The organism is Streptomyces sp. NPDC006463, from assembly GCF_042870715.1.
Classification (GTDB): domain Bacteria; phylum Actinomycetota; class Actinomycetes; order Streptomycetales; family Streptomycetaceae; genus Streptomyces.
In genome coordinates, this window is the sequence record NZ_JBIAHP010000006.1 from 136,235 (window position 1) to 161,194 (window position 24,960).

The window sequence follows — 24,960 nt, forward strand, 5'->3', positions numbered from 1 at the left end:
CGATGGCCCTCACGGTGGTGTCCGGCAGCGGACACACATGGCAGCTCACCGAGCGGATCGGCAGCGGCTCGGAAGGGGTCGTCTACGCCGTGGACGACGCGCGCCCCCTGGTGGCCAAGCTGGTCCCGGACCCGCTCGACCCGGCCGCCTACCGGCGCCGTATCGCCCGGCTGGTGCGGCAGCGCCGCGAACCGCGTGCCGTCCGGCTGCTGTCCGGTACTCCCACGCGGGTCGCCTGGCCGCTGGCCGGGGTCCGGGCCGGCGGCCCCGGTGGCGGCGGCGTGGACGGCTACGTGATGACCGACATGCGCCACGCCCACCAGCCCTTCACGCACCTCCTGACCCCCCAGTCCCGCCAGGCGCTCCTCCCCCACGCGACCTGGGCCACCGCGCTCGCCGCCGCACTCTCGCTCGCCCAGCTGCTGGCCGACCTGCACGCCGAGGGCTATGTGGTGGGCGATCTGAAGCCGGACAACCTCTGGGTCGACGCACACGGCAGGGTCGGCATCGCGGACGTGGATTCCTGGCAGTTCACCGACGGCAACGAGGTGTTCCCCGGGCGCATGGGCAGCCCGGGCCACACGGCGCCCGAACGGATCGGCGCGCCGGCCGGCACCGCGCCGGACCGGGCTTCCGACGAGTTCGTCCTCGCCGTCCTGGTCCACGAGTTGCTGATGTGCGGGCTCCACCCGTTCGCCGGGCATCCCGCCTCCGGCGACTACCTGTCGTACGACGACAACGTCCTGCACGGCCGCTGTCGACTCCTCGACCGGGCCGCGGTGGTCCTGCCCCGTTCGGCCCCGCCCCTCGACCTGCTCCCCCGTCGGCTCGCCACCCTCTTCCGGGCGGCGTTCGGCGGGGTGCGGCCCGCCGCGTCGACCTGGGTCGAGGCGCTGGCCGCGGAGGCGGACCCGGCCCGGCTGAGGACCTGCCGACGCAACCCGCTGCACGTGCACACCGCCGAACGGCCCTGGTGCCCCTGGTGTGACCTGGCCGAACGCGGGGCGGACGGCTATCCGGCTCCGGACCCGAGGCCACGGAGCAGCGGCGGGGCGACGCCGGGCGCGAAGGACACGAAGGACGTGACCGGCATGAAGGGGAACACCGCATGGCAGAGGTGACCCGGCTCTCGGTGGCGCGCAGGCTCGACCGCTGCACCGTCCTGGGGCCGGGGGCCCGGGCCGTGATCTGGGTGCAGGGCTGCCCGCTGCGCTGCCGTGGCTGTGTGGCGGCGGAGACGCTGCCCTTCGACGGCGGCACCGCCTACAGCGTCGCCGAACTCGCCGACTGGCTCTGTGGGTTACCTGACATCGAGGGCGTCACCCTGTCCGGTGGCGAGCCCTTCAGCCAGGCGGCCGGGCTGGCCGCGCTGCTCGACGAAGTGCGGTCGCGGCGCCCCGAGTTCAGCGCGATGGCCTACTCCGGCTTCCGGTACGAGGCCCTGCGTCGGGGCGGCCCGGACCGGCTCGCCCTGCTGCGGCGCCTCGACCTGCTCGTCGACGGCCCGTACGTGGCCTCCCGGCAGCACGGCCTGCGCTGGCGCGGCTCGTCCAACCAGCGCGTCATCGCGCTCACCGACCGCTACGCGCACGTGGGAACCGAGCCCGACACCAGCGCGGGCGTCGAACTGTCGGTGGAGGCCGACGGATCGCTGTCCTGGGCGGGGGTGCCCCCGACTCCCGGCTTCCGGGAAGGGCTTGAGGAACGACTCGCGGCTCGGGGGTTCGTCCTGCGCGCCGAGGCACGGAGGGAAGCATGAGCGGATCACCGAAGTACAGCACCGTCACCGTCGCACCGGCCTACGCGCGGCTTGAGGCGCAGCGGCGCAGGGCACGTGAGGCGGAACGCCGGCGGCTGCAGGCACAGCGCGCCAAGGAACGGGCCGAACGCGCCGCACGGCGGGCCCAGGAAGCGGCGGCACGCCGGGACCGGGCCAGGGCCGAGGCCGAGCGACGGGAGATCGAGTCGGCCGACCGCCGGGCCGAACGACAGCAGGCCCACGCGACCCGGGTGCGCCAGGAGCAGGCCGGCGCCGACGCGCGCCGGCTGGCCGAGGTGCGGGAGCTGCTGGGCCGGGTCCGCACGGACGACTCCGAGGTGCGGGTCCTGCGGCAGCGGCTGGACGTGCTCCAAGGCGGCATCGATCGCGCCGAGGACCTCGGCGGGGCGATCGAGGAGCTGCGCGGCCGGGTCGTCCTGCTCGGCCGGGAGGGGGAGGCGCCCGGCCGGGACGCCGACCACGGGGTCGTCCTGGCCGGGCTGGAGGAGCGGCTGGCCCGGATCGGCTCGCAGGCCCGGGAGCAGGACCCGCAGGGGTACCGGAACTGCGTGGACCTGCTCGGCGAACTGCGCGCGGCGGCCGGACCCGGGGCGCAGACACGGTTCCAGGCGTTGCTCGGCACCGTGGAGCACGCCCTCGCCCGGCATGCCGCGACCGCCGGGGAACGGGCCGCCGAGGAGCGCCGCCGGGCCGAGGAGACGCGGGAGGCCGAGCGGCAGGCGGAGGAACGCGCCGCTCGGCAGGAAGCGGCACGGCAGGCGGCGCTGGAGGCCGAGCGGGAGCGCCTCGCGGCGGCGCTCGCCGAAGCGGCGGACCGGCTCGGCGTCGTACGGCAGTCGGTGGAGGAGGCGGCGGAAGAGGCCCGGGAGCTCGCCGACCCCGAACTCGCCGAGCGGATCGTGGCCGCGCTGGCCGCCGTCACGGGTTCGCTCGCGGCGGGCGCGGCGCCGGAGGCGTTGAGGGCGGTCACGGCGCTGGAGGAGTTGCTCCTGGGCACCGAAGCCCGTTTGGACGAACTGCAGTTGGCCTACACGCGCCGGATGGATCTCGCGCAGGCGCTGCAGGACGCCATGCTCGGCGAGGGCTTCGAGTTCACCGGCGGAGCCGAGCAGGACGGCCGTCTGCTGCTCAGCTTCGAACGGCCGAGCGGGGCGACGTACGAGACCACGATCACCGCAGACGAGGGAGGCACCCCCGTCCTCGTCTACCGGGTCGACGGCGAGCCCGATGTCACCCTCCGTCCGGAGCCGGACGGCGCGGTGTGCGACCGCACCGAGGACCTGCTGGAGCGGGTGCACGAGGCGATCGTCGAACGGGACGGCTTCGTCCCGGGTGAACTCACCTGGCAGGGCAAGCCGCCGAGGGGTGGACGCGCGTCCAACCCCAACACGGCGGCGCAGGGGACCGAGCGGCCCGTCACTGAGGACTGGAAGTGGAGCCGGTGAGCACGATCGACTGGGCGAAGCGGGAGAACGGCGTCGGCGGCGCGGAGCGCCCCGCGCGCGCGGACCGCCGCAGCGGGCCCGCCGGGGACGGGGAGCCGGTCACCGCGGACGGCATGATGCCGCTGTGGGCGGTGTCCCTGGGCTGGGAGCTGCGGCGCGGGCGCCAGGTGATCCTGAACGGGCAGATCAGGGACCGCTGGTGGTTCGCGGACCGGCCGGCGTCCTTCCGTGAGGTGGTCGCCGGCCTGCTGGAGACGCGCGGCGCGGAGGTCGTCGGCTGGTGGGATCCGGTGGGCGGGCTCACCTTTCCCCTGCCGGGTCATGCGGACCGCTTCGACCAGCTGCGCGAGGGACGCCCGGCCGAGGCGGCGGGGACGCGGGGCGGGGTTGCCGGAGCGCCGCCGGGGGGTGCGGGGGCCCGGCCGCCGCAGGGCCACGGGGACGCGGAAGGGCCGCTCGACGGCGCGCCGGACGGGACGGCCCGCACCCGGCGGGGCGGTGAGCGCGACCGCGGCAGGGAGCGCCTGCTGGCGCCACGGCAGTCGGGCCGACCGCGCTCCTTCGAGGACGTCGTCGCCACGGTGCACCGCATGGCGGCCTCGCCCGACGCGGCCACCGCCTTCGTCTTCGAGGACGTCGATCACCACCTCCCGCCCGGCCAGCCCGAGTCACACCTGGGCTATCTGAGGCTGCGCGCCGCGATGACGGACGCCGTGACGCCGCGCTCGGCCGTCGGCTCGGCCCCGCACGCGCGCAACGCGGTCCTGTGCGCGGTGGGTGACGTCGGGCGGCTGCCCGGCTGGTTCCATCTGGAGGACCCGAGGATCGCCGCACTGCACATCGGTCCGCCCGACCCGAGCGAGCGGCGACTGTGGCTCACCTGGCTGCGGCGGCACTTCAACGGGGCGCAGGACTCCTCCCGCGCCGACGTCGAAGCCCTCGTGGGAGCCACCGACGGGATGGCGGCATGGGACATCGAGGGCCTGGCCAGGACCTCGTGGCTGCGCAACGCGTCCTTGCGGAAGCCGGACAAGCTGCTGGAGCTGCACCGGCTCAACGTCAGCGTCGACCCGTGGACCCAGCTCGACCGGGAAACCGTCGCCGGCGCGGCCGAGGTCCTCGGCACACGGGTGGTCGGCCAGTCCACGGCAGTGGACGCCGTCGCGTCCGCCCTCCAATCCGCCTTCGTCGGGGTCGACTTCGGCAGTTCGGGGACCGCTCGCCCCCGGGGCGCATTCTTCTTCGTGGGACCCACCGGCGTCGGCAAGACCGAACTCGCCAAGGCCGTCGCCGAGTTGATGTTCGGTGACCAGAGCGCCTACGCCCGCTTCGACATGAGCGAATACCAGCAGGAGCACGCCGCCGAGCGGCTGGCCGGTGCGCCGCCCGGATTCATCGGCCACGAGCAGGGCGGCGAGCTGACCCGCCGGGTGCAGGAACGGCCGTTCAGCGTGCTGCTCTTCGACGAGATCGAGAAGGCCCACCCCAAGGTGCTGGACAAGTTCCTGCAGATCCTGGAGGACGGCCGGCTCACCGACGGGCGGGGCCAGACGGCGTACTTCTCCCAGTGCCTGATCATCTTCACCTCCAACACGGGGGCGGAACAGGTCCGCAGCCTGCTGGAGGAGCGGGACGAGCTCTCGTACCCGCAGCTGGAGGCGCACTTCACCCGGGCGGTGGAGGAGAAGTTCCGGCAGATCGGCAGGCCGGAGATCTACGGCCGGCTCAAGCCGGGGGTGGTCGTCTTCGACATGCTGCGCCACGAGCACGTCGTCAGGATCGCCGACCGGCTGCTGCGACAGCTCGCCGAGTCGGTCCGCGAACGCCACCGCGTGGAGCTCGTCCCCGACACGGACACCCTGCACCCGTGGATCACCGAGCGGATGACGGACCCCGAGCACCAGGCGTACGGAGGGCGGCAGATCCGCAACGAGCTGGAGCTGGTGCGGTCGGCCGTCGTCGGCCATCTGCTGGCGCACCGTCCGGAGCCGGGCAGCCGGATCCGGGTCGGCGTCGGAGCCGACGGCACGGCGCGGGTCACCACCGACGGTGCGGCGCCGTCCGCTGGCGAAGGGAGCGGACGGGCGTGATCGCCATCGACCTCGGGCACCGTTTCGGGCGCGTCGCGCGGGTCGGCCCCGACGGCCGGCCGGAGGTGACCACGACCGGGCTCGCCGGGGTGGACGGCGTCCTCGACCCGGTCCGGGCGCTGCCCATGCTGATCGGATCCGCGCCGACGGGAGAGGGCGCCCCCGCGGCGGAACCGGACCGCACGGCCGTCCTCGGACTTCCCGTTTCGGGCGGGCGGGAGGACGAGCTGCGGTACGCGGTGGAGCGCGCCGGACTCGACGTCGTACGCGTCGTCCCGGACCCCGTGGCCGTGGCCCTGCACTACGGGGCGATCGCGGAGGGCGTGGACCACACGGTCCTGGTCTGCGACCAAGGGGCGACGACACTGGACCTGAGCGTCCTGGCCATCGCCCCCGACCTCACCGTGCACGTGGTCCGCGGTCTCAGCCTCCGGCTCGGGGGCGACGACTGGGACGCGGCGGTCGCAGCCGCACTCACCGGACGCCTGCCGGACGGCGTTGACCCGCTCGGGGCGGCGGAGGTCCTGCGCCGGGCGCTCGGCGGCTCGGACGGCGTCACCGAGACGGTGGAGGACGCGACGGGCGGCCGGCACCCGCTGGCCCTCGACAAGGCCGCCTTCGAGCGGGCGGTGGCAGCCCCGCGGGAGCGCATGCTCGCCGCCGTCGCCGAGCAACTCACCACCGCCGAACCGCCCGTGGACACGGTGCTGCTCGCCGGCGGCATGTGCGCCGCGCCCGGCCTGCGGTCCGAGATCGAGGCCCTCCCGGCCGCCCGCGGCCTGACGGTGCGCTGCGACCGCCCCGAACTCGCCGTCGTGCTCGGGCTGCTGGCGCTGCACGACTTCGGCGTCCTGCGCGTCGTCACCGGCCCCGCCGCGAGGCCGGTGCGGGCGAAGACCGGGTACGCCGCCCTGGGCGCCGGTCATCCGCGCACGGAGGGCGGGCACCTCGGGGCTGAGACCCGGCACCTCGGCCCGGACGCCGGTGACGTCCTGCCGGACCCCGAACCCGCCATCGACGCGACGGACCCGGAGCCCCGCACCGGGCGTCATCTGCCGGAGGACCCCGAGCCCGGCTCACGGCAGGGCGGCGCGTCGGGCGTCCCGAACGCCGGGCAGGCAGGGCAGGCCGGGCATCAAGGTGACTTCCGGCTCCCGGAGCCCGAAGCGGCCGAGCGGCCGTATTCCGAGCCGCCGCACGCCGGGGCTCAGCACGCGCCGTACGCCGAGCCCCCGTACGCCGAGCCCGCGTACGCCGAGCCGCCGCACGTCACTCCGCCGGAAACCGGGCCCGCGTACACCGCCGACCCCGGCTCCCCGGAGGCACCGGAGCCGCCACGGACTGCGCCTCCGCCGCACGCTCCCGGGGCCGACACCGCGCCCGGGCCAGCGGCCGCTGCCGGCAGCGACCCGTACGACACCACGGCCACAGCCCCCACGGGGTCTCCCGCCGATCCGCGGACCCTGTTCGCGGTTCCGGTCGACCAGCTCCAGACCATCCGGCGCGGGGACCACCTCCTCGTGCTGTGGGCGTGGCCCGACGGAGCTCTGAGCGCGCGGGTCCGCTGGCGCAGGGAGGGAAGCACCGCCGGGGCAGGACCCGGCGACGGGGACGTCGTGTGCCGGCGCAGGGTGTACGAGCACGACGGCGGCTTCGACGTGGCCGTCGGCCGTGAGGCCGTCACCCTCACCGTGGAGGCCCTGGTCGCGGAGGTTCGCGGGGACTGCGAAGGCGCGTCGTCGCTGCTCGTCCCGGCCGCGCCGACGGTCGTCGCGTACGAGCCGAGCGTGCGCCGCCGCCTCAGGGGCCGGGTGGCGTCGGTCATCTTCACCTCTGAGACCGGCTGCGACCTGCCCGGTCTCCGCATCGTCCACAGCCTCGGCCGCTTCCGCCCCACCAGCACGGCCGAGGGCACCGTCCTGCACGAGGTGCCCGCGCAGCGCCTGTCTGCCGGCACCCCCTTGACCGTGGAGTTCCCGCTGCCCGCCACCCGCGGCCCGTCCTGGCTGGTCTGCTTCCCGGCCGACGCGGACGCGGGCGCCGACTCCGGAATCGACATCCGCCCGACGGCGCTGCACAGACTGCGAGTCACCTGATGGCCAAACGCCTCACCTGCCCCTACTGCTACGAGAGCTTCGCCCGGCGCGAGATCCGCTTCCGCTGCAACAGCCGCCTGAGCCGGACGGGGAAACAGTGCCAGCGCCGCCGGGACCAAGTGCTGGACCAACGGAAGGGTCCGCGTCGCAGCCACGACCTCGGCCCGGACTTCGCCGCGGACGGCCGCAAGCCCACGGCGGTCTGTCCGGACTGCGACGGCGAGACCACCTACCGGATCTGCCCGGTGTGTCACTCCGAACTGCCCGTGCAGTTCGGCATGGTGGACAACCGCCTGATCGCCATGGTCGGCCCGAAGGCGTCCGGCAAGACCGTTTACATGACGGTGCTGCTCCACGAGGTGCGAAACCGGGTCGGCGAGGCGTACGGAGCCGCCCTGATGGGCGCGGACGACGAGACGATGCGGCGCTACAGCTCCGACTACGAGGGCCGTCTCTACCGCGACAACCAGATGTTCCCCGGCACGCAGACCGCCTCCACCACCCTCAACCGGGTGGACCCGCTCGTCTTCCGCTTCGGCCTGCGTCGGCGCACCCTGCTCCGCGAGCGCCCGCAGCACACCGTCCTGTCGTTCTTCGACACAGCCGGTGAGGACTTCAGCTCCCGGGAGAGCGTGGAGCTCAACACCCGCTATCTGGCCGGCGCCGACGGCATCGTTCTGCTACTCGATCCGCTGCAGATGCCGGGCGCCCGCGACAACGCGCTGCCCGGTACACCGCTGCCGGGAACCGAGGGTCTGGACTCCCCCATCAACGTCCTGTCCCGGGTGACCAGCCTGCTGCTCGCCCCCCGCTCCGGGCGGTCCGCGCAGAAGATCGACACCCCGGTTGCCGTCGTCTTCTCGAAGATGGACGCCTTCTGGCACCTTCTCGATCCCGGCAGTCCGCTGCGTGACTACGCGCCCCCGCGCGGGCGCTTCGACGTGAGCGACAGCCTCAGCGTCCACGAGGAGGTGCGCCGGCTCCTCAAGGACTGGGACGGCGTGGCGATCGACCACCTGCTGGACACCCACTACACCCGCTACCGGTACTTCGGGGTCTCCGCCCTCGGTCGCAACCCCACTTCCGACGCCCGGGTCGCCCCCACCGGCATCCAGCCGTACCGGGTGGCCGACCCACTGCTCTGGCTGCTGAGCGACTTCGGTTCGGTGCCGAAGGCAGGCCGTGGATGACGCACTTCCAGCAGCTTTACTACACCTCCTGCGAGCACGGGCTCAGCGGGTTCTCCGGATTCCAGTTCAATGCCGTCAGCGCGGGCGTCACCGCCGAGACCCGGCAATCCGTGGAGGCACTGGCCGGGTACGAGCCGCCCCGCTCCCTGGTGGAGTCGGACACCCCGGAGCTGCTGGAGCGCTGCCCGGTCAACCTCTGCTACCGGCCCTACGACCGGGAAGGGCGCCGCGCCACCGCGTTGTGCGTGCGGTACGTGGGCCGCGACTCCGCCAACCGCTTCGGCAACTACTTCGCCCATGCCCTGCACAGCGAGGACTTCGCCGCGGCCGGAGGCGGGATGCTCGCGATCGAGTTGTGGAACTCGCCGGCGTGGACCCGCACGGTGTCCCCGAGCACGGAGATCCCGGTGCTCCCGGCGCCCGCGCCCGGCCCGCTCGGTGTCCGGGCCGTGAGCGGGTTCCTGCGCGGACATCCCCACGCGGCCCGCCTGCCGGAGCTGCTGGCCGCCGTGTTCGCCGCGCTCACCGAACACGGCTCGGTGGTGGTGGTCGACGATTCGACCGAGCGGATCGCGCACTGGTTCGCCGCGGTCTCCTACCTGCTGCCGCCGCCGCTCGCCCGCGGCCTCTCCTTCGCCACGTACGTCTTCCGTCCGGCCCGCAGCCGGCTGCACCTGATCGGCACGGTGCCCGACGCGCAGCTCGCCTTCGGACCGGACGACGAAGCGGCCTACACCGTGTTCGACTTCTCGCGGGGCGTCTTCCCCGAGGTCCCCGTAGGCGCCCTGGTCCGCCTGCTCACCCGGATCGGTGTCGGCTCCGTCCGGCCCGTCTGGTCCTGGACGGCGGACTACGCCCGGGGCGGGGAGGAGACACCGGACGACTGGCACGCCCCCGTCGCCGCGGCGGCGGCCGCAGGCGGCATCACGCTCACCGCGGCCGATGCCCACGCGGTGATCGACTGGCTGGGCGGGGCCGACCATCTGGGGGCGCGCCGGGCAGCGGTCGCCGCGGACATCCACCGCAAGCACCGGGACCTGGACGACGGCCGGCTGACCGTGCTGAGCGCGGCAGCGAAGGCCGGCGGTGACACGGCGGTGCACCAGGAGATCGAGGGAAAACTGCACGGGTCGCGCATGCGGGCCTACACCGCCGCCGCCGAGGACGCCGTCGAGCCCATGCCCATCGCCGATCCGGCGGCACGCGAGCGGGCCACGGCCCTGTGGCAGCGGCTGCTGGAGACCGAGGTGCGGACCGCCCGCGAGCGGACGCGCCTGCTGCTCTGGGCCCTCGGCGCCCACCTCCCGGTACCGCAGGAGGTCATGGCGCGCGAGACGCTCGCCCTGGCCCACGCGCTGCTCGGCTCCGCCGAACCCGCCCCGCGGTTCCGCCAGGAGGTGGCCGGACTCCTGCGCGTCCTGCCGGTGATGAGGGCGTCCCTGGCCACGGCGGTGGAGGAGGTGCTGAAACGACGCGCGGGACAGGAACAGCTGTTCTCGCAGTTCCCTGCCGAGCTGCTCCACGAAGACGACCTGACGGGCCGCCCCTTGCTCCTGGAACACCACCTGCGGGCGAGGGCCGAGCGCGAGCCCTCGAACACGGTCCCGCTCATGTTCAAGATCCTGAAGATCCGCGGGCGCACCTCACCCGACGAGGAGCTGCTGCGCGACCTGTGGCGGCAGCCCTCGCGCACCTGGACCCACCGGGAAGCGGCCCGTATCGCCACGGAACTACCCGTCTCGGGCCCGGTGGACGCGGCGGTCGGCGAGTGGTTCGACCGAACTGTGAGCCAGGGCATCGAGGACGAGGACACCCTCGATGCCTGTCTTCACCTGTGCCGGCTGCTCGCCGCCCCGGGCCGCTTCGCCTGGCTGCCGCCGAGCGCCGGGGAGCGCGTACGGATCACGCTCGGCCTGGCTGGCGCCCTCCGTGACGCCCACGAGGCCACGGAGCTCCTCCACGCCTTCGCGATCCCGGAGACCGGCCCGTGGTCGGCGCCGCGGGCGCTCAAGCGCCTCCATCTGGTGCCCGCCATGCTGCGCCTGCCCGCCGACATCGGCCGGCTCCGTGGCCGGCTGGCGGAATTGAACAACCGCGACCTGGACCGGTACCTGTCGGCCGTGCACGCGGGGGTGAGGCGCGGCGAGCGGATCGACAACGTCATGCTCAGCCATGTCGCCGCCGTCGTCACCCTGCCTGCGGGAGCCCGGCTCTCCCAGGCTCACGAAGAGACTGTCTCGGCGATCCGCGCCCGTCCCGACGGGCACTGGTGTGTAGCGGACCTGAAACGGCTGGAGGACGCGGTACGGCCCCACGACGCCGAACTCGCCGACCGCTACGCCGCGGGGGCCGAGGCCCGACGGCGCGGCCCGCTCGGCCTGCCCCGCAAGTTCTCGCTGCTCGGCCGCCGCACGACGCCCCCCTCCGCGGACCCTCCCGACGGCGCGGCTTCCGACAACTCCCGTAAGCCAAAAGGACGGTGACAGACCGTGGCAGAAATCGTCGCCTTCGTCCTCGTGCCCGCCCTCTTCCTCTTCGGGCTCGGGGTGTTCCTGCCCTTCGTTCCGGTCATCGCCGCCCTGCGGGGCCTCGCCCTGGTGATGCAGGTGCTCGCCGGGTACGGACGCACGCTGTTCGGCGTCGTGCACCGGCGCACCCCCGAGTTCCAGACGCTGCCGCCGTACCGTCCTCAGGACGAGGAGGTGAAGGCGTACCGCAACTACTTCTTCGGACCGGCCTACCGTGACCTGCGCCAGCTCCTCACGCTGGAGCAGCGGTCGTACGCCGCCACCGTCGGCGACTCCTTCCGTACCGTGACCTCGCGGCAGTTCGTCGCTCCGGCGCAGCATCGGGCCCTGACCGTGCCGTACGGCCTGACGCTGTACCTGGGGCTGTGCGCGGGCACGGCGGTGGCCCTGCCGCTGCTCGGTCTGCTGATGGCACTGCACGCGCTCGTCCTGGCCCTGCTGACGGGCGGTGCCCGGCTCCTCGCCGGAACCCTGCGGGCCGTCGACCGGGCGGTGCTGTGGATGAAACGGCTGCGCACCGGAATGCTCTGCCCGCACTGCTTCGAACGCGTGCCCTACCCTGCGTACGACTGCCCCAGCCCCACCTGCCGGCGCCGGCACTCGGACATCCGCCCGGGGACGTACGGCATCTTCCGGCGTCGCTGCGAGTGCGGACAGCGCATGCCGACGCTGCTGATGCTGATGAGCCGGGACGCCCGGCTCCAGGCGTACTGTGTCCACCCGCACTGCGGGAAGCCGATGAACACGGACGCCGGCCACATGCCCGAGGTGGTGATACCGCTGATCGGCGGGCAGGCGGCGGGCAAGACCCAGCTGATGGCGGCCATCCTGCTGTCCCTGGAGCACGCGGCGGCGAACGGCGGTCCGGCGATCACCCACGCCGACGAGGAGTCGGACGCGAGCTACCAGGTGCTCCGTGAGGTCCTGCGGATCCGGGGACACACCCGCGCCACCCAGAAGACCCTGCCCCGGGCCCACTCCTTCGTCCTCGGCAGCGGCCGCTCCCAGCGGCTGGTCCACCTCTTCGACACGGCCGGCGAGCGGTTCGTCGACCGCGACGACACCGACGCGCTGCGCTACGCGCGGGCCGCGCGCACCTTCGTCTTCGTCCTGGATCCGATGGCGGTCAAGGCGTTCTGGACCACTCTGGAACCCTCGCCGGGCCCCCTGCTGGACCGCACCCTCGGCTCCACGGTCGATCCGGAGGAGGTCTTCGCCCGCTCGGTCCAGGCGGTGGCCGCGATGGGCGCCCCGCTGAAGCGTTCGCGCCTGGCGGTCGCCATCAGCAAGACCGACCTGCTCACCGAGCACGGCCTGGTACCGGCCCGCCTCGAAGACAGCGACAGCGCCCGGACCTGGCTCTGTGACGTGCTCGGCCTGCACAGCCTCGTGAAGGCCATGGAACTGGACTTCCGGGAAGTCCGCTTCTTCCGGACGGCCGCCGTGGCGGGTGAGGAGGCCGGCGTGGACGGCAGCGTCACGCGGTTCGCCGAGTGGTGCCTGCGGGGTTGAACAGCGGTCCTGTACCAGCGTGTGGGCGGCAGCAGGTGGATCTGCGTCACGGTCCCGTCGAGGCCGCCTGGCGGCGAACGGCGAGGCCGGCGAGGCGTGCTTGAGGGAGGGGCCGGGGCAGGGCTCCGGTCCCCTCCCAGGGGCGGCCGTTGGGGGTCGCCGCCCGTTCAGCGGGCGATCAGCAGCCGCTGGTGTGCCAGCGGCAGGCCGTGATCAGCGCGGCGGCGTGCTCCTCGCCGCGGGCGTCCTCGGTACGGACGTCCTCGGGCAGGACCTGGAGGGCATCGATGTCGAACTCCGCCATGGCGGTCTCCTTCTGTGCGGATGGAACTGCGGGTGGAATACCGGACCCGGACGGGCCCGGCAGCCGGTGGCCCACGGCCACCGGACACTCAGGGGTGGGCGGATCCGCCCTCGGGCAGCCACGCTCGCGGGCCGCCGTACCGCAGGCGCAGCAGGAGCGACATCCTGCCCCGACGTGTCGACGGCGGCCCGGGCGAAGGGGCCGTACTGGTCCGGGACCCGGACGTGGTGGCGTACCTGTGCCGGGTGTTCGACCAGCACTGGTCCGGAGCGACCCCGTTCCGCGGCAGCAGCGAGGCCGCCTACAAGGAGGTCGGCCCGAGCCTGCGCCGGGCGCTGGTCGGGCTGCTGGCCGAGGGCGCCAAGGACGAGGTGATCGCCCGGCGGATGGGCATGTCCCTGCGCACCTGCCGCCGCCACATCGCCGACCTGCTGGAGGAGTTGGGCGCCGAGAGCCGCTTCCAGGGCGGCGCCCTCGCCGAACGCGCCGGACTCACCACGGCGGGGGTAGCCCGCGGCGGCGGGACATCGCCACCATGGCCTTCAGCGGCACACGGGGCGGCGCCCACGGGTCTGGTGGTGCCGAGGTTCACCGGCTGGTGCGATCACCCGCTCAGCTGGCGGCGGACCAGTTCGTGGAACAGGCCGGTGGTGTCGGCGAGGAGTTCGGCGGGAGGGCCCTGCTGGACGACGCGGCCGTCCGACATGGCGATCACCCGGTCCGCGTCCATGATCGTGGAGAGCCGGTGGGCGATCACGATGCGGGTGGCCTTCAGGGTGCGGGTCGATTCGATGACCACGCGCTGGGCCTCGTTGTCCAGCGCGCTGGTGGCCTCGTCGAAGAAGAGGACGCGCGGCTTGCGGATGAGGGCCTGGGCGATCATCAGGCGCTGGCGCTGGCCACCCGAGACGGTGCCGCCGCCGTCGGACAGCATGGTGTGCATGCCCATCGGCATGGCCTTGATGTCCTCGGCCAGGCCCGCCATCGCGGCGGCTTCCCAGGCCTCCTCCAGCGAGAACGTCCCGGCGCCGCGGATGCAGTCGAGGATCGGGCCGGTGAAGGGCTGGGCGTTCTGCAGGACGACACCGCACTGGCGGCGCACGGCCGCCTGGTCCAGCGCCGCCAGGTCCTGGCCGTCGTACAGGACGCTGCCGGAGGCCGGCTTGTCGAAGCCGATGAGCAGCCGGAGCAGAGTGGATTTGCCGCATCCGCTGGCGCCGACGATCGCGACGAACTCCCCCGGCCCGATCGCGACGTTGATGTCATCGAGTATCAGAGGGCCGTCGTCCGTGTAGCGGAAGGACAGCGCCTTGGCCTCGACGGCGCCGGTCAGCTCGCCCGGCCGGGCACTGGCGCGGCCCGCCTCGGGCAGTTCCCTCAGGACCGGCCGCACCTGCTCGAACATCGGCAGCACCGCGGCCGCCGAGATGAGCGCGCCGGTCACCTGGGTGACCGAGGACATCAGCATCGTCAGGGCGGTGCTGAAGGTGAGGAACTCGCTGGCGGACATGACGCCGCGGGCCGGCCCGGCCAGCAGGACGAACATCACCAGCGTGCACAGCGGCAGGTACACCGCGCCGAGCACGGTGATGACGTTCTGGATCCGGCCGATGCGCTGCTGCAGCTCGCGGGTACGGGCGAACTCCCGTGCCCAGGCTGCGTAGGCGAAGCTCTCGGCCGCGGCGACGCGTAGTTTGGGCAGCCCGCGCAGGGTCTGGAAGGCCTGGTTGTTGAGCTTGTTGTTGAGCGTGATCAGCCGGCGCTGGTAGCGCAGCTGCCACAGGCCCAGGCCCAGGAAGACCGCCGCGATGACGACCAGCATGCCGATCGCCGCCAGCGCCAGCGGCACGCTGTGGACGAGCAGCAGCGCGAGGTTCATCGCGCCGACCGTGCTCGCCTGTACGCAGACCGGCCCGACACCGGACAGCGCGCTGCGGATCGCGCTGATGCCCATGGCCGCGCCGGCCAGTTCGCCCGTGGAGCGGCCTGCGAAGAACTTCGCCGGCAGCCTCAGCAGCCGGTCCCACACGGCCGGTTGCAACGTGGCCTCGATGCGGCCCTCCATGCGCAGGATGGAGATGTTCTGCAGCAGCATGAAGGCGGCCGAGACGACGCCGGTGGCGATGAGGGCCAGCGCGGTCTGCACGATGAGGCCGTTCTCGGCGTTGGGCACGTACCGGCCGAGCACCTGTCCGGTGGCGATGGGCACCAGGGCGCCCAGGACGACCGCGACGAGCCCGCCCAGGACCAGGCTGCGCAGCTCCGGCAGGGTGCCGCGAAGACTGAAGCGCAGCAGCGCCGGCAGGCCCACCCGCCCGTCGGGCAGCGGCCGGTAGAACATGACGGCGCGCGGTTCGAAGGCGGCCTCGTCAGCCTTGCCGATGCGCCGGCGCGTGCCGGTGGCGGGGTCGACCGCCTCGTATCCGCCACGCCGCCACAGCAGGGCGACGGGGGCTCCGTCCTTCTCGCGCCGGCCCACCAGCGGACCGCCGTTCTCCCGCCACCACTGCCCGTCGAGGGCGACCGCGCGGGTGCGTATCCGCGAGGCGAGCGCGATGCGTTCGACGGGGTCGGTCCGCCCGGAGGCGGCATCGGCCTCGCCCGGTTCGGACAGGGTGATGCGGGCCTCGTCGGCCACGAGGCAGCACACGGCGAAGGTGGTGTCGACGCTCGCGCCCCAGTGGCGCGAACGGCCGCCGGAGCGGTCGATGGAGGCCAGCAGCGTCCGGTCCGCCTGGGTGCGGGCTGCCTGCCCGGCCTCGATGCCGGCCGCCATGCGGTCCTCGTGGGCGCGTCCGAGCTGCTCGATCGAGCGGTCCAGGGCGTACAGCAGCCGGTACTGCTGATCGACCATGCCCTGCCACAGCGCCGTGTCGACGAGGAGGGTGCCGGTCGCGCCCTCCTCGTACACGGCGCCGTACTGCACGCTGCCTGGGGTGATCGCCATCCACAGGATGTCGTCGTCGGCCCGGCCCCGCTCGGTGGTCTGGCGGCCGTCCAGCGGTGCCTGGTACAGGACCCGCAGCCCTCGTCCGAGCCCGCGCGTGAACGCGTCCTCCAGCGGGCTCGGCCGGTCCGCGGGGGCTCCGTACCCCGTGTGATCGGCCCACTGCTGCTGGAAGGGGGCGCCGTACTCGGGGCCGGGCAGTTCCCGCAGCTCGATACGGCGCAGCAGGCAGCCCTGCGCGGGCCGGCCGACCAGGGTGTGCTCGGGGCCGTCGGCCGGGCCCAGCAGCAGGGTGCCCGCCCCCAGCCGGCCCAGGAAGTGCCAGTGCCCGGCCTGCGCGGCGTCGACGGCGAAGAGGTCCAGCTCGCCCTGTACGACGAGCCACAGCACGTGCGGGCCCTCCAGCGACAGGCTGCGCAGGCCCGTGCAGTCGACCGGCGAGCCGAGGGCGCCCAGGGCGGCGACGACCGGGTCGGCGTCCTGGCCCGGGGCCCAGCCGTACGGGGTCTGGTGCGGGTACGTCACCTCAGTGCTCCTTGACCAGTTCGGCGTACGGGCCCTGCGCGGCGACCAGGTACTCGTGCCGCCCGCGTTCCACGACCGTGCCCCGGTCGAGCACGACGATCTCGTCGCTGTCGCGCACCGTGCTCAGCCGGTGGGCGATGACCACGCAGGCGCAGCCGCGGCGCCGCAGGTTGTCGATGACGGTCTGCTCGGTCACCGCGTCCAGGGCGCTGGTCACTTCGTCGAGGACCATGACGCTGGGGCGCCTGACCAGCGCCCGGGCGATCTCCAGCCGCTGGCGCTGGCCGCCGGAGAAGTTCCGGCCGTCCTGCTCGACCCGGCTGTGGATGCCGCCGGGACGGCGGGCGACCACGTCGTGGACGGCGGCGTCCTGGAGCGCGGCGACGACGTCCTCGTCCGGAATCGAGGGGTCCCAGAGCGTGACGTTGTCGCGGACGGTGCCCTCGAAGAGGAAGACGTCCTGGTCGACGAAGGACACGGAGGCGGCCAGCGCGCTGCGGGGGATGTCCTCCAGGCGCATCCCGTCGATGCGGATCGCCCCCTGCCACGGCGTGTGGAGGCCCGACATCAGCCGTGAGACGGTGGACTTGCCGCTGCCGGAGCCGCCGACGAGCGCGACCTGCTGCCCCGGGCCGACCGACAGCGAGAAGTCCTTGAGCAGCGGGGCGTCCAGCGGGCTGTAGCCGAAGGTGACGTTGTCCAGCTCCACGTGGCCGGTGAGGCGGCGGGTGTGGGCGGCGGGCTCGCGGCGCGAGAAGACCGGATCGACGGGGAAGTTCTCCACGTCCTTGAGGCGGGCAACGTCGGCCGCGAAGTCCTGGATGCGTCCGGCGACGCCGCCCAGCCGGGAGATCGGCGCGGTGAAGCTGGTCACCAGAGCCTGGAAGGCGACGAGCAGACCGACGGTGAGATGCCCTTCCACCGCCCGCAGGCCGCCGATCATCAGGATCAGCGCGCTGTTGAGCGCCGCCAGCGTGGGTGCGACGATCGCGAGCCACGCGCTGGGCACGCCGAGCCGCTGCTGCACGTCGAGGGTGACCGCGTGCTGCCCCGCCCAGCGGCGGAAGAAGCTGTTCTCGCCTCCGGTGGCCTTCATCGTCTCGATGAGCTGGAGACCGCTGTAGGACGTGTTCGTCAGCCGAGCGCTCTCGGCGCGCAGTTTCTGGGTACCGGTGGCCCTGAGGTGCATCACGGTCCGGATGGCCACCACGTTGAGCAGCGCGATCATCACGCCGACGACGGTGAGCTGCGGATCGTACGTCCACAGCAGCACGGCGTAGAGCACGACCACGACGGTGTCCACGGCCGCGGCGGCCAGGTCCCGCGCGAGGGTCTCGGCGACGGCGTCGTTGGACTGCAGGCGCTGGACCAGGTCGGCCGGGTTGCGCTGGGAGTAGAACGCGACCGGGAGCCTGAGCAGGTGCCGCAGGAAGCGGGCGCTGCCCAGGGTGGAGGAGATGATGCGCCCGCGCAGCAGATTGGCCTGCTGAAGCGCCGTGAGCGTCCCGGTGAGCACCAGGGTGACGGCCATCGACGCGAACAGCACGCCCAGCAGGGACGTCTGCTCCCCGATGAGGAACATGTCGATGTACGTCCGGCTCAGGGCGGGCCCCGACGCGCCCACGGCCACCAGCAGCAGGCTGGAGACGACGGCGGCGGCCATGGTGCCCGAAGTACCGCGCAGACGGGCCGGCATGGCGCCCAGGACGCTCGGCCTGCGGCCGCCACGGCTGAAGCCCTCGCCGGGTTCGAAGGTGAGCACGACACCGGTGAAGCTGGTGTCGAACTCCTCCATGGGGACGAACCGGCGGCCCTTGCCGGGGTCGTTGATGTACACGCCCCTGCGGCCGAGGCGGCGGCCCGTGCCGTCGTAGACGACGTAGTGGTTGAACTCCCAGAAGAGGATGGCCGGGGCGCTCACCTCGGCGAGGGCGGCCAGGTCCATCTGCATGCCCTTGGCCTTCAGCCCGTAACCGCGCGCCGCCTTGAGGAGGTTGCTGGCGCGGGAGCCGTCGCGGGAGACACCGCATCCGATGCGCAGCTCCTCCAGGGGGACGAAGCGGCCGTAGTGGCCCAGCACCATGGCCAGGGCGGCGGCCCCGCACTCCACGGCTTCCATCTGCAGCACGGTGGGCGTGCGGACGGGGCGGGGAGTCCTGCCCCTGGGGACGGGCACGGACTTGCGGCGGGTGCCGCCCTTGGGCTCGGAGCCGCGGCGCCGGTGGCCGGCGGGAGGGAGCTGGGGTGCCCGGGGAGGTGTCCCGGTCTGCGACGCGGTCATGGCAGCAGCCAGTCCACGGGGCGCTGCGCGGCGAGGTGGACCGTAGCGGTGACCGGGGTCGTGGAGTCGAGGGCGTACGGGGGTCCGTCCACGGAGGACCACTTGTAGCCGGACCTGGTGGTGGTGGAGCGCTCCAGTTGTACGAGCACCGCGACCGGGTTGCCCTGCCTGGCGAACTGCTCGGCGAGCCCTCTGTCGCCGAGGAAGCCGCTGATCTGCGCCACCGTCTGAGGCGCACGGCCGACCGTCTTGACCCGGCCGCGCAGCACGCCGAAGCGGCCGCGGGGGGCCGACTGGACGTCGAGGTCGACCGGGGCGCCCACGGCGATCGTCGAGCCGCTGACGCCCGGCACGTACACGACGGCCATCAGGGGGTCGTCCGCGTTCTTCACGTGTTCGACGATCGCCACGTCCGCGCCGGTCGCGACCACCGAACCCACGGTGGCGGACAGTGTCGTGAGCCGGCCGCCCGTCACCGCGCGCACCGGCCGGTCGCCCTGCTCCGTACGGACGTTGAGAAGGGGCGCGCCGGGGGGCAGGAGCCCGCCCTCCTCGGCGAGGACCGCCGTCACCTGTCCGGCGACCGGACTCTGCAGTACGTAGGCGCCCTCGGCGTGGGTGAGGACGCCGGGTGCGCTCAGCTTGGCGGAGACGGTGCCGGTGAGGGCCCAGAAGGTCGCGGCGGCCATGACGACGACCGTGACGGCCAGTACGAGCCGCCCTTGCGGACGTGCGAAGCGCACGGGCAGATCGAGTTCTTCGGGCGATTGCAGCTTGGAAAGAGCCTTTTGACGAAACTGCACGGACTATTCCTTCAACTGCATTCGTATAGGTCGGGCGCGCGGGCAGGCATGAACCCCGGAGCCGTGGGGGACGCTCCGGGGTTCATGCGATATCCGCTCAGAGACCGGCGCGACCGGTGTTCACCGAAACGCCGGTGATGCCCGAGACCAGGCCGGGGACGTGGGAGACGAGACCGGTCGCGGCCTGGACGGTGTCGAGGGAGCCCACGACGCCGACGACGCTGCTGACGTCGCTGGTCACGGCGCCGGCCAGGCCACCGTGGATGCTGACGATGCCACCGGAGACGGCGTCCAGCTCGGAGTCGGCCATCTCACGGGTCTCAAGGTCGTTACGCATTATGCGCACCTTTCATTGGGGGGAAATGCGCGGCCGCCATTCCTCGACTGCCGCGGTGCGCAAGATGAAAGCACGCGAACGGGTGAGCAGGCCAATCCTGTTGACGCCTCCTCATGGGGCCGATGGCCACCTCCGACTATCGGCGTGCAGCTTCATTCACCGAATGGTGACAACTTCTCCGCGAGATCGAGTAACAGATATGCGAGGTCCACCATCCGCCCGGGATCAAACGGGACGAACACCCGTCAAACGCCGGGCGGGTGTCCTGCCTGCGGGTGAACTGTGAAAACGGGCGGGAGCGGCCACACACACGATGTGCAGGTTTTCGGAAGGCGTGTGGGGTGACCGGCCCGTCACACCGGGTGTACTCCGGAGTCCCGCCACGAGCCGGTCCTCGCGCGCCCGGTCCTCGCGCCCCCGCTCCTCGCCCGCCTGCTCCTCGCGCCCCGCCCCGTAGATCGTTCATACCTCTGAGTGAGGCCGACTGCCTTCGAGGGGGCCAGTCCCACGAAGTTCCCTACTGTGAGTCCCGAGGTGGCGGGCAGCCGCCCGACTGGCGCGTCGTCTCTTGCTCGGGAGCTTTCGTGACGCACGATCACACGACGTCCCTCCGACTGCGGCTGCGGTACCGGTTCGACCATCTGGTCGCGGGCGGGACCACCGCGCTCATCGGCTGGCTCGCCCTCGCCTGCCTCGCGGTCGTCATCCCGGCGAGCACGGTCCTGGTCTGGTCCGACCGAGCGGCCCCGAGCACCCTCTCCGGCCGGCTCACGGCGGTGTGGGTCAGCGTCGGCCAGACGCTGAAGATCGGGGGTGCGGTCGGCTCCCCGCTCTACGTCCTGGCTTCCGTGTCCCTCGCCCTGGTCGCCCTGCTGTTCGTGTCGACCCTGGTCAGTCTGATCACCACGGGCATCAACCGGCGCATCATGTCGCTGCGCCGCGGTCACTCCACCGTGCTGGAGGCACGGCACACCGTCCTGCTGGGATGGTCCGACCAGGTCTTCCCCGTGATCGGGGAGTTGGTCGCCGCCCACGCGAATCAGCGCCGGTCGGCCATTGCCGTGCTCGCCCCCAAGGACAAGGTGGAAATGGAGGACGACATCTGCGCCCGCGTCACCGGCCGTGGCAGGACGCGGATCATCTGTCGCAGCGGCAGCACCACCGACCCCACCGAGCTGTGCCGGGTGAGCCCGCAGACCGCGAAGGCGGTTCTCGTCCTGCCTCCCGCGGGGGACGGCGGTGACGCCCATGTCGTGAAGACCCTGCTCGCCCTCGACGCGGCCGTCCCCGGGGCGGGTGACGTGGTGGTGGTCGCCGCGGTCCGCGACACCCGCAACCACGTGACCGCCAAGCTGGCCGCAGGGCCGACGGGGCACGTCCTGTGCGTCGACGACATCGTCGCCCGGCTCCTCGTGCAGACCGCGCGCCAGCCCGGCCTCTCGCTCGTCTACCAGGAACTGCTGGACTTCGAGGGCGACGAGTTCTACACCGCCCCCGCCGAGGGGCTCGCGGGACGCACCTTCGGCGAGGCCCTGCTGTCGTTCGCCACGTCCGCCGTGGTCGGCCTGCTGCGGGCCGACGGCGGCGTCGCCCTCAATCCGGACCCCGCTACGGCGATCGGCGCGGGCGACCGGATCATCGTCATCTCACAGGACGACGACACGGCCGTACAGCTGGACGTGGCCTCCTGCGTCGAGGAGGAGGCGATCGTCACGGCCGGGACCAGGGCCCCCGTGGCCGAACGCCTGCTCCTGCTCGGCTGGAACCGCCGGGCTCCGCTCATCGTGGATCAGCTCGACCAGTATGTGAGCCCCGGAACGACCCTGGATGTCGTGGCGCTCGGCGAGTGGGCGGCGGCGGACGGCGCCGGTGACGTCGCGGCGGCCCTGAACCATCTCGAAGTGACTTTCCGCAGCGGGGACATCACCGACCCGCTCGTCCTGGCCAAGCTGGACGTGCCGTCGTACGACAGCGTGATCGTGATCGGTGAAACGGACCCGGTGGCCGCGGGAGCGCCTTCCCTGACAGCTCACGAGACGACGGGGCCGACGACGGCGACGGCGACGGACCCGGAGGCGCTGGCCGACGACCGGACGCTGGTCACGCTGCTGCACCTGCGGGCCATCGGGGAGGCCGCACGCCGGGAACTCGCCCTCACCACCGAGATGTCCGACGACGGCAACCGGCTCCTCGCGCCCGCCCGCGAGGGAGCCGACTTCATCGTGAGCGGCAGGCTCATCAGTCTCCTGATGACCCAGATCTCGGAGAGCCGCTACCTCGCCGACGTCTTCGAGGAGTTGTTCGACGCGGAGGGGCACGAGTTCTACCTCAGACCGGCCACGGACTACGTCCGGGCCGGTCGTGAGGTCTCCTTCGCCACGGTCGTCGAATCCGCACGCCGCCGCCGCGAGTGCGCGGTCGGCTACCGGCTGCGCGGGCAGATGTCCACGGGCCCGGCCTACGGGGTGAGCATCAACCCCGACAAGCGGCGGCGGATCCGGTTCGCCGAGGGCGACTGGCTGATCGTGCTCGCCGAGAGCTGACGGTACCGCCGCGGCCGCGCCGGCCGACGCCCTGGGTTCGGGCGGCGGCCGGCGCGGCCCTCAGCCGCTCACGGCGCCGAGTGGACTTCCAGCGCGGCCCGTACCGCGGATTCCAGGGCCCCTTCGATCCACGCAGGCTTGATGGAGGTGTGGCACCCGGCGAAGTGCAGGTTGCCCTCGGCCTTGCGGACATGGGGGAAGAGCTCGGTGTGCTGGCCGGGCAGCAGCACGGACGCCTCACCGTAGGCGTACGGATCACGCATCCAGGACTGGGTGCGGCCGACTCCGGTGTAGAACACCTCGATCCGCTGCCCGAACACCTCCTGGACGCCTGCCAGGGCGCGCGGGTACCGCTCGTCGTCGTCCAGGGAATCCCATTTCAGGGCGTCGTCCGACCAGCTGTAGGAAGCGAGGACCACCCCGCCGGCGCTGCCTTCGACAGGGTAGGACGGCTGGAACATGAAGCGGTTGGGATTGTCGGTCGCCGAGCCGCCGCCGATGACGCCGGCCGCTTCGGGCTGGTCGCGGGTGACCGCGCGGCAGGCGGCGTAGTGGGCGCGCTGGGCATCGGAGATGTGGCCCTTGGGCACGGAGGGGTGGGCGCCCAGCAGACCCCCTGCCTCCGGGGTCTGCGCGAGCTGGTACCTCCGGTACAGGCCGGGCTTCACGGCCTCCAGCTCCCGCTTCCAGTCGGCTTCGTCGAACTCCCACCAGCGGCGGCTGAATTCGAGCAGCACCTTGGTGGCGGCGTCGTAGTGCAGTTCGGTGACCGCGCGCCGCTTGCCGTAGGAGAGCGCGGGGGTGACCGGGATGTGGCGCAGCCCGGAGAAGGGGACGGTGATGATCGCGGTGTCGGCGGTGAAGGTCTCGCGCTGTACCGGGCTGCCGCCACGGCCCTCGGACACGGTGTCGACGGTGACCTGGCCCTCGCCATGGGTGATCCGGGTGGCACGCCGGTCGAGCCGTACCAGGTCCTTGACCCGGGCGTAGAGCGCGTCCGCCAACGTGGCCGTGCCGCCGGGCAGTTCGAAGAAGGCGGTGTCGGGGCTGATCAGCGAAGCCCCGATGAAGCTGTGCACGAAGGCGAGGTGCAGACGGGAGGTGAGGTTCTCGACCGTTCCGATCAGGTCGATGGTCCGCTCGTCGAGCTCCGCCACCTCCGTCAGGTACCGGTACATCGACATGTGGCCGTAGTTCTGGATGACGCGGGCCCAGCCCTCGACGAGTTCCCTGTCCTTCTTGCCCTCGATCTCCTTGCGTACGGGAGCGAAGGCGTCCCGGACGATCTGGGCGGCGGGCACGGACTCGTAGGCCTGCGGCACTCCGAAGGAGCGGTTGACCGCCTGCGGGCTGCGCGCGTAGTCGGCCCGGCGTGTACGGATGCCGTTGACGTAGATCCATGTCCGGTACGCGGGGCGACCGGCCCCGTCGACGTCGACCAGGTGGAAGCGCCGACGCTTCAGGCCGAGGCCGTCCATCAGCCCGGTGACCAGCGGGTGGCTGTCGGGGATGCGCATGGCCCCGGCCTCGGCGTACTGCTTCGGGTCGGCGAAGGGCGCGGCGGACTTCTCGTGGCCGCCCGCACGGAAGGTCTTGATCCGGCCGCCGACCCGGTTCGCGTTGGCCTCGATGACGGTGACCTGGTGCCCGGCCTCGCGCAGCAGGTGGGCGGCGGTGAGCCCGGCGGGCCCGGCGCCGACGATCAGCACGTTCTTGCGGGCGCGGGAGCGGGGCAGACCGTTCTTCAGGAGGATGTCCGCGTAACGCGGCACCAGGGGCTGGTCCTTCTCGTCCCGCACGAGGATGGCACGGGCGATGGTGAGGCAGGTGTCCCAGTCGGGGCGTGCTGCGCCGGGCGCGGCTTTCGGCGTCTCGGCGGAAGCGGCGGCGACCGTCAGGGCGCCGGCTCCCGCGACCGCGGCCGCGCCGGCGATGACGGTACGGCGGGAAGGCCTGCGGACAGGCTCCGGTGCGGGCTCGTCCGAGGGCTCAGGGGTGGCAAGCGGATCAGTGATCATGGGTCAACTCTTGCCGCCCGCCCGGGCCCGGACGATCAAAAACCGGTGGGCCGGGGAACAACCACCCGGACGTGGGTCGCGGACCGCCCGGCGCTGACGAACTGGGTTTCGTACGGGTGGCAGCGAGCCGCGGGAATGCCGATCGGTCGGGCGTCCAGGGGCTGGTCCCCGTCGGCCAGGACCAGGTTGACGCCAGCGGCGGGGGCGGCCGGGAAGAAGGCGATCGCGGCCCAGGCGGCCGGCGTGTCCGGGGTCCGGGGTCCGGGGCACGATGTGCATCAGCACCTGGGCGCCGGAGACGGTGCCGCCGACCAGGGCGGAGACGTGCATCCGGGCCGGTCGGACGCCCGCCGTCGGGCCACACGGCGCGCAGCGAGCGGCCGAGATCGCGGCCGGTCACCGACGCTCACCGCAGGGTGCCGGCGGTGAGGACGGCGGGACCGCCGCCGCCCTGCGGAGGGCTACCAGTCGGGAAGGTGCGCCCTGACCGCGCGCTCGAAGGCGGTACGGGCGGCGAGGTCTTCGACGGTGACGGCGGTGCGTCGCGCCCAGGGGTGGGCC

The 24,960-nt window shown here is 72.9% G+C and carries 15 protein-coding genes; 9 read left to right on the forward strand and 6 right to left on the reverse strand.

Features of this window, described 5'->3' with window-relative positions:
- Positions 1–2: 2 nt before the first annotated feature.
- Genes ACFYOB_RS13535 through ACFYOB_RS13570 form a run of 8 tightly spaced genes read left to right on the forward strand, consistent with a single transcriptional unit; the run spans position 3 to position 12,641 of the window.
- The gene (locus ACFYOB_RS13535) at positions 3–1,121 is read left to right on the forward strand and encodes a hypothetical protein (protein WP_388559516.1); all 1,119 of its coding nucleotides are present in this window, start codon (positions 3–5) and stop codon (positions 1,119–1,121) included.
- Entirely contained in the window at positions 1,109–1,759 is a 651-nt protein-coding gene (locus ACFYOB_RS13540) for a 4Fe-4S single cluster domain-containing protein (protein ID WP_388559074.1), read from the forward strand. Before ACFYOB_RS13535 ends, ACFYOB_RS13540 begins: the two co-directional genes overlap by 13 nt.
- Positions 1,756–3,225, forward strand: a complete 1,470-nt coding sequence (locus ACFYOB_RS13545; RefSeq protein WP_388559077.1) for a hypothetical protein — start codon at positions 1,756–1,758, stop codon at positions 3,223–3,225. The genes ACFYOB_RS13540 and ACFYOB_RS13545 overlap by 4 nt, the downstream gene beginning before the upstream one ends.
- Positions 3,222–5,315, forward strand: a complete 2,094-nt coding sequence (locus tag ACFYOB_RS13550) for an AAA family ATPase (protein WP_388559080.1) — start codon at positions 3,222–3,224, stop codon at positions 5,313–5,315. Before ACFYOB_RS13545 ends, ACFYOB_RS13550 begins: the two co-directional genes overlap by 4 nt.
- Positions 5,312–7,411, forward strand: coding sequence for an Hsp70 family protein (locus ACFYOB_RS13555; RefSeq protein WP_388559083.1), 2,100 nt, complete (start codon positions 5,312–5,314; stop codon positions 7,409–7,411). The genes ACFYOB_RS13550 and ACFYOB_RS13555 overlap by 4 nt, the downstream gene beginning before the upstream one ends.
- Positions 7,411–8,601 carry a hypothetical protein gene (locus ACFYOB_RS13560; RefSeq protein WP_388559086.1) on the forward strand — a complete coding sequence of 397 codons (1,191 nt, stop codon included), beginning with the start codon at positions 7,411–7,413 and terminating at the stop codon, positions 8,599–8,601. Before ACFYOB_RS13555 ends, ACFYOB_RS13560 begins: the two co-directional genes overlap by 1 nt.
- Positions 8,598–11,084: a GTPase-associated protein 1-related protein gene (locus ACFYOB_RS13565; RefSeq protein WP_388559089.1), complete on the forward strand. Its 2,487-nt coding sequence runs from the start codon at positions 8,598–8,600 to the stop codon at positions 11,082–11,084. The genes ACFYOB_RS13560 and ACFYOB_RS13565 overlap by 4 nt, the downstream gene beginning before the upstream one ends.
- Before the next feature lie 6 nt (positions 11,085–11,090).
- Complete coding sequence (locus tag ACFYOB_RS13570; RefSeq protein ID WP_388559092.1) at positions 11,091–12,641, forward strand: hypothetical protein; 1,551 nt, start codon at positions 11,091–11,093, stop codon at positions 12,639–12,641.
- A 178-nt stretch (positions 12,642–12,819) separates the two neighbouring features.
- Here ACFYOB_RS13570 and ACFYOB_RS13575 read toward each other — a convergent pair whose 3' ends face one another.
- The 5 genes from ACFYOB_RS13575 to ACFYOB_RS13595 all read right to left on the reverse strand — a co-directional run bounded on the left by ACFYOB_RS13575 (position 12,820) and on the right by ACFYOB_RS13595 (position 19,838).
- A complete protein-coding gene (locus ACFYOB_RS13575; protein ID WP_189745961.1) occupies positions 12,820–12,945 on the reverse strand; it encodes an ALQxL family class IV lanthipeptide in 126 nt (41 codons plus the stop codon).
- Between the two features lie 604 nt (positions 12,946–13,549).
- The gene (locus ACFYOB_RS13580; protein ID WP_388559095.1) at positions 13,550–16,417 is read right to left on the reverse strand and encodes an NHLP bacteriocin export ABC transporter permease/ATPase subunit; all 2,868 of its coding nucleotides are present in this window, start codon (positions 16,415–16,417) and stop codon (positions 13,550–13,552) included.
- Position 16,418: 1 nt separating this feature from the next.
- Complete coding sequence (locus tag ACFYOB_RS13585) at positions 16,419–18,698, reverse strand: NHLP family bacteriocin export ABC transporter peptidase/permease/ATPase subunit (RefSeq protein ID WP_388559098.1); 2,280 nt, start codon at positions 18,696–18,698, stop codon at positions 16,419–16,421.
- Entirely contained in the window at positions 18,695–19,501 is an 807-nt protein-coding gene (locus ACFYOB_RS13590) for a hypothetical protein (protein ID WP_388559101.1), read from the reverse strand. Before ACFYOB_RS13590 ends, ACFYOB_RS13585 begins: the two co-directional genes overlap by 4 nt.
- A 97-nt stretch (positions 19,502–19,598) precedes the next feature.
- Positions 19,599–19,838: a hypothetical protein gene (locus tag ACFYOB_RS13595; RefSeq protein ID WP_328928419.1), complete on the reverse strand. Its 240-nt coding sequence runs from the start codon at positions 19,836–19,838 to the stop codon at positions 19,599–19,601.
- Between the two features lie 584 nt (positions 19,839–20,422).
- On the opposite strand from ACFYOB_RS13595, the gene ACFYOB_RS13600 reads away from it, so the two are divergent.
- Entirely contained in the window at positions 20,423–22,381 is a 1,959-nt protein-coding gene (locus ACFYOB_RS13600) for an NAD-binding lipoprotein (RefSeq protein WP_388559104.1), read from the forward strand.
- A gap of 68 nt (positions 22,382–22,449) precedes the next feature.
- Here the strand turns inward: ACFYOB_RS13600 and ACFYOB_RS13605 are convergent, their stop codons facing one another.
- Positions 22,450–24,399, reverse strand: a complete 1,950-nt coding sequence (locus ACFYOB_RS13605; RefSeq protein WP_388559107.1) for a flavin monoamine oxidase family protein — start codon at positions 24,397–24,399, stop codon at positions 22,450–22,452.
- Between the last annotated feature and the right edge of the window lie 561 nt (positions 24,400–24,960).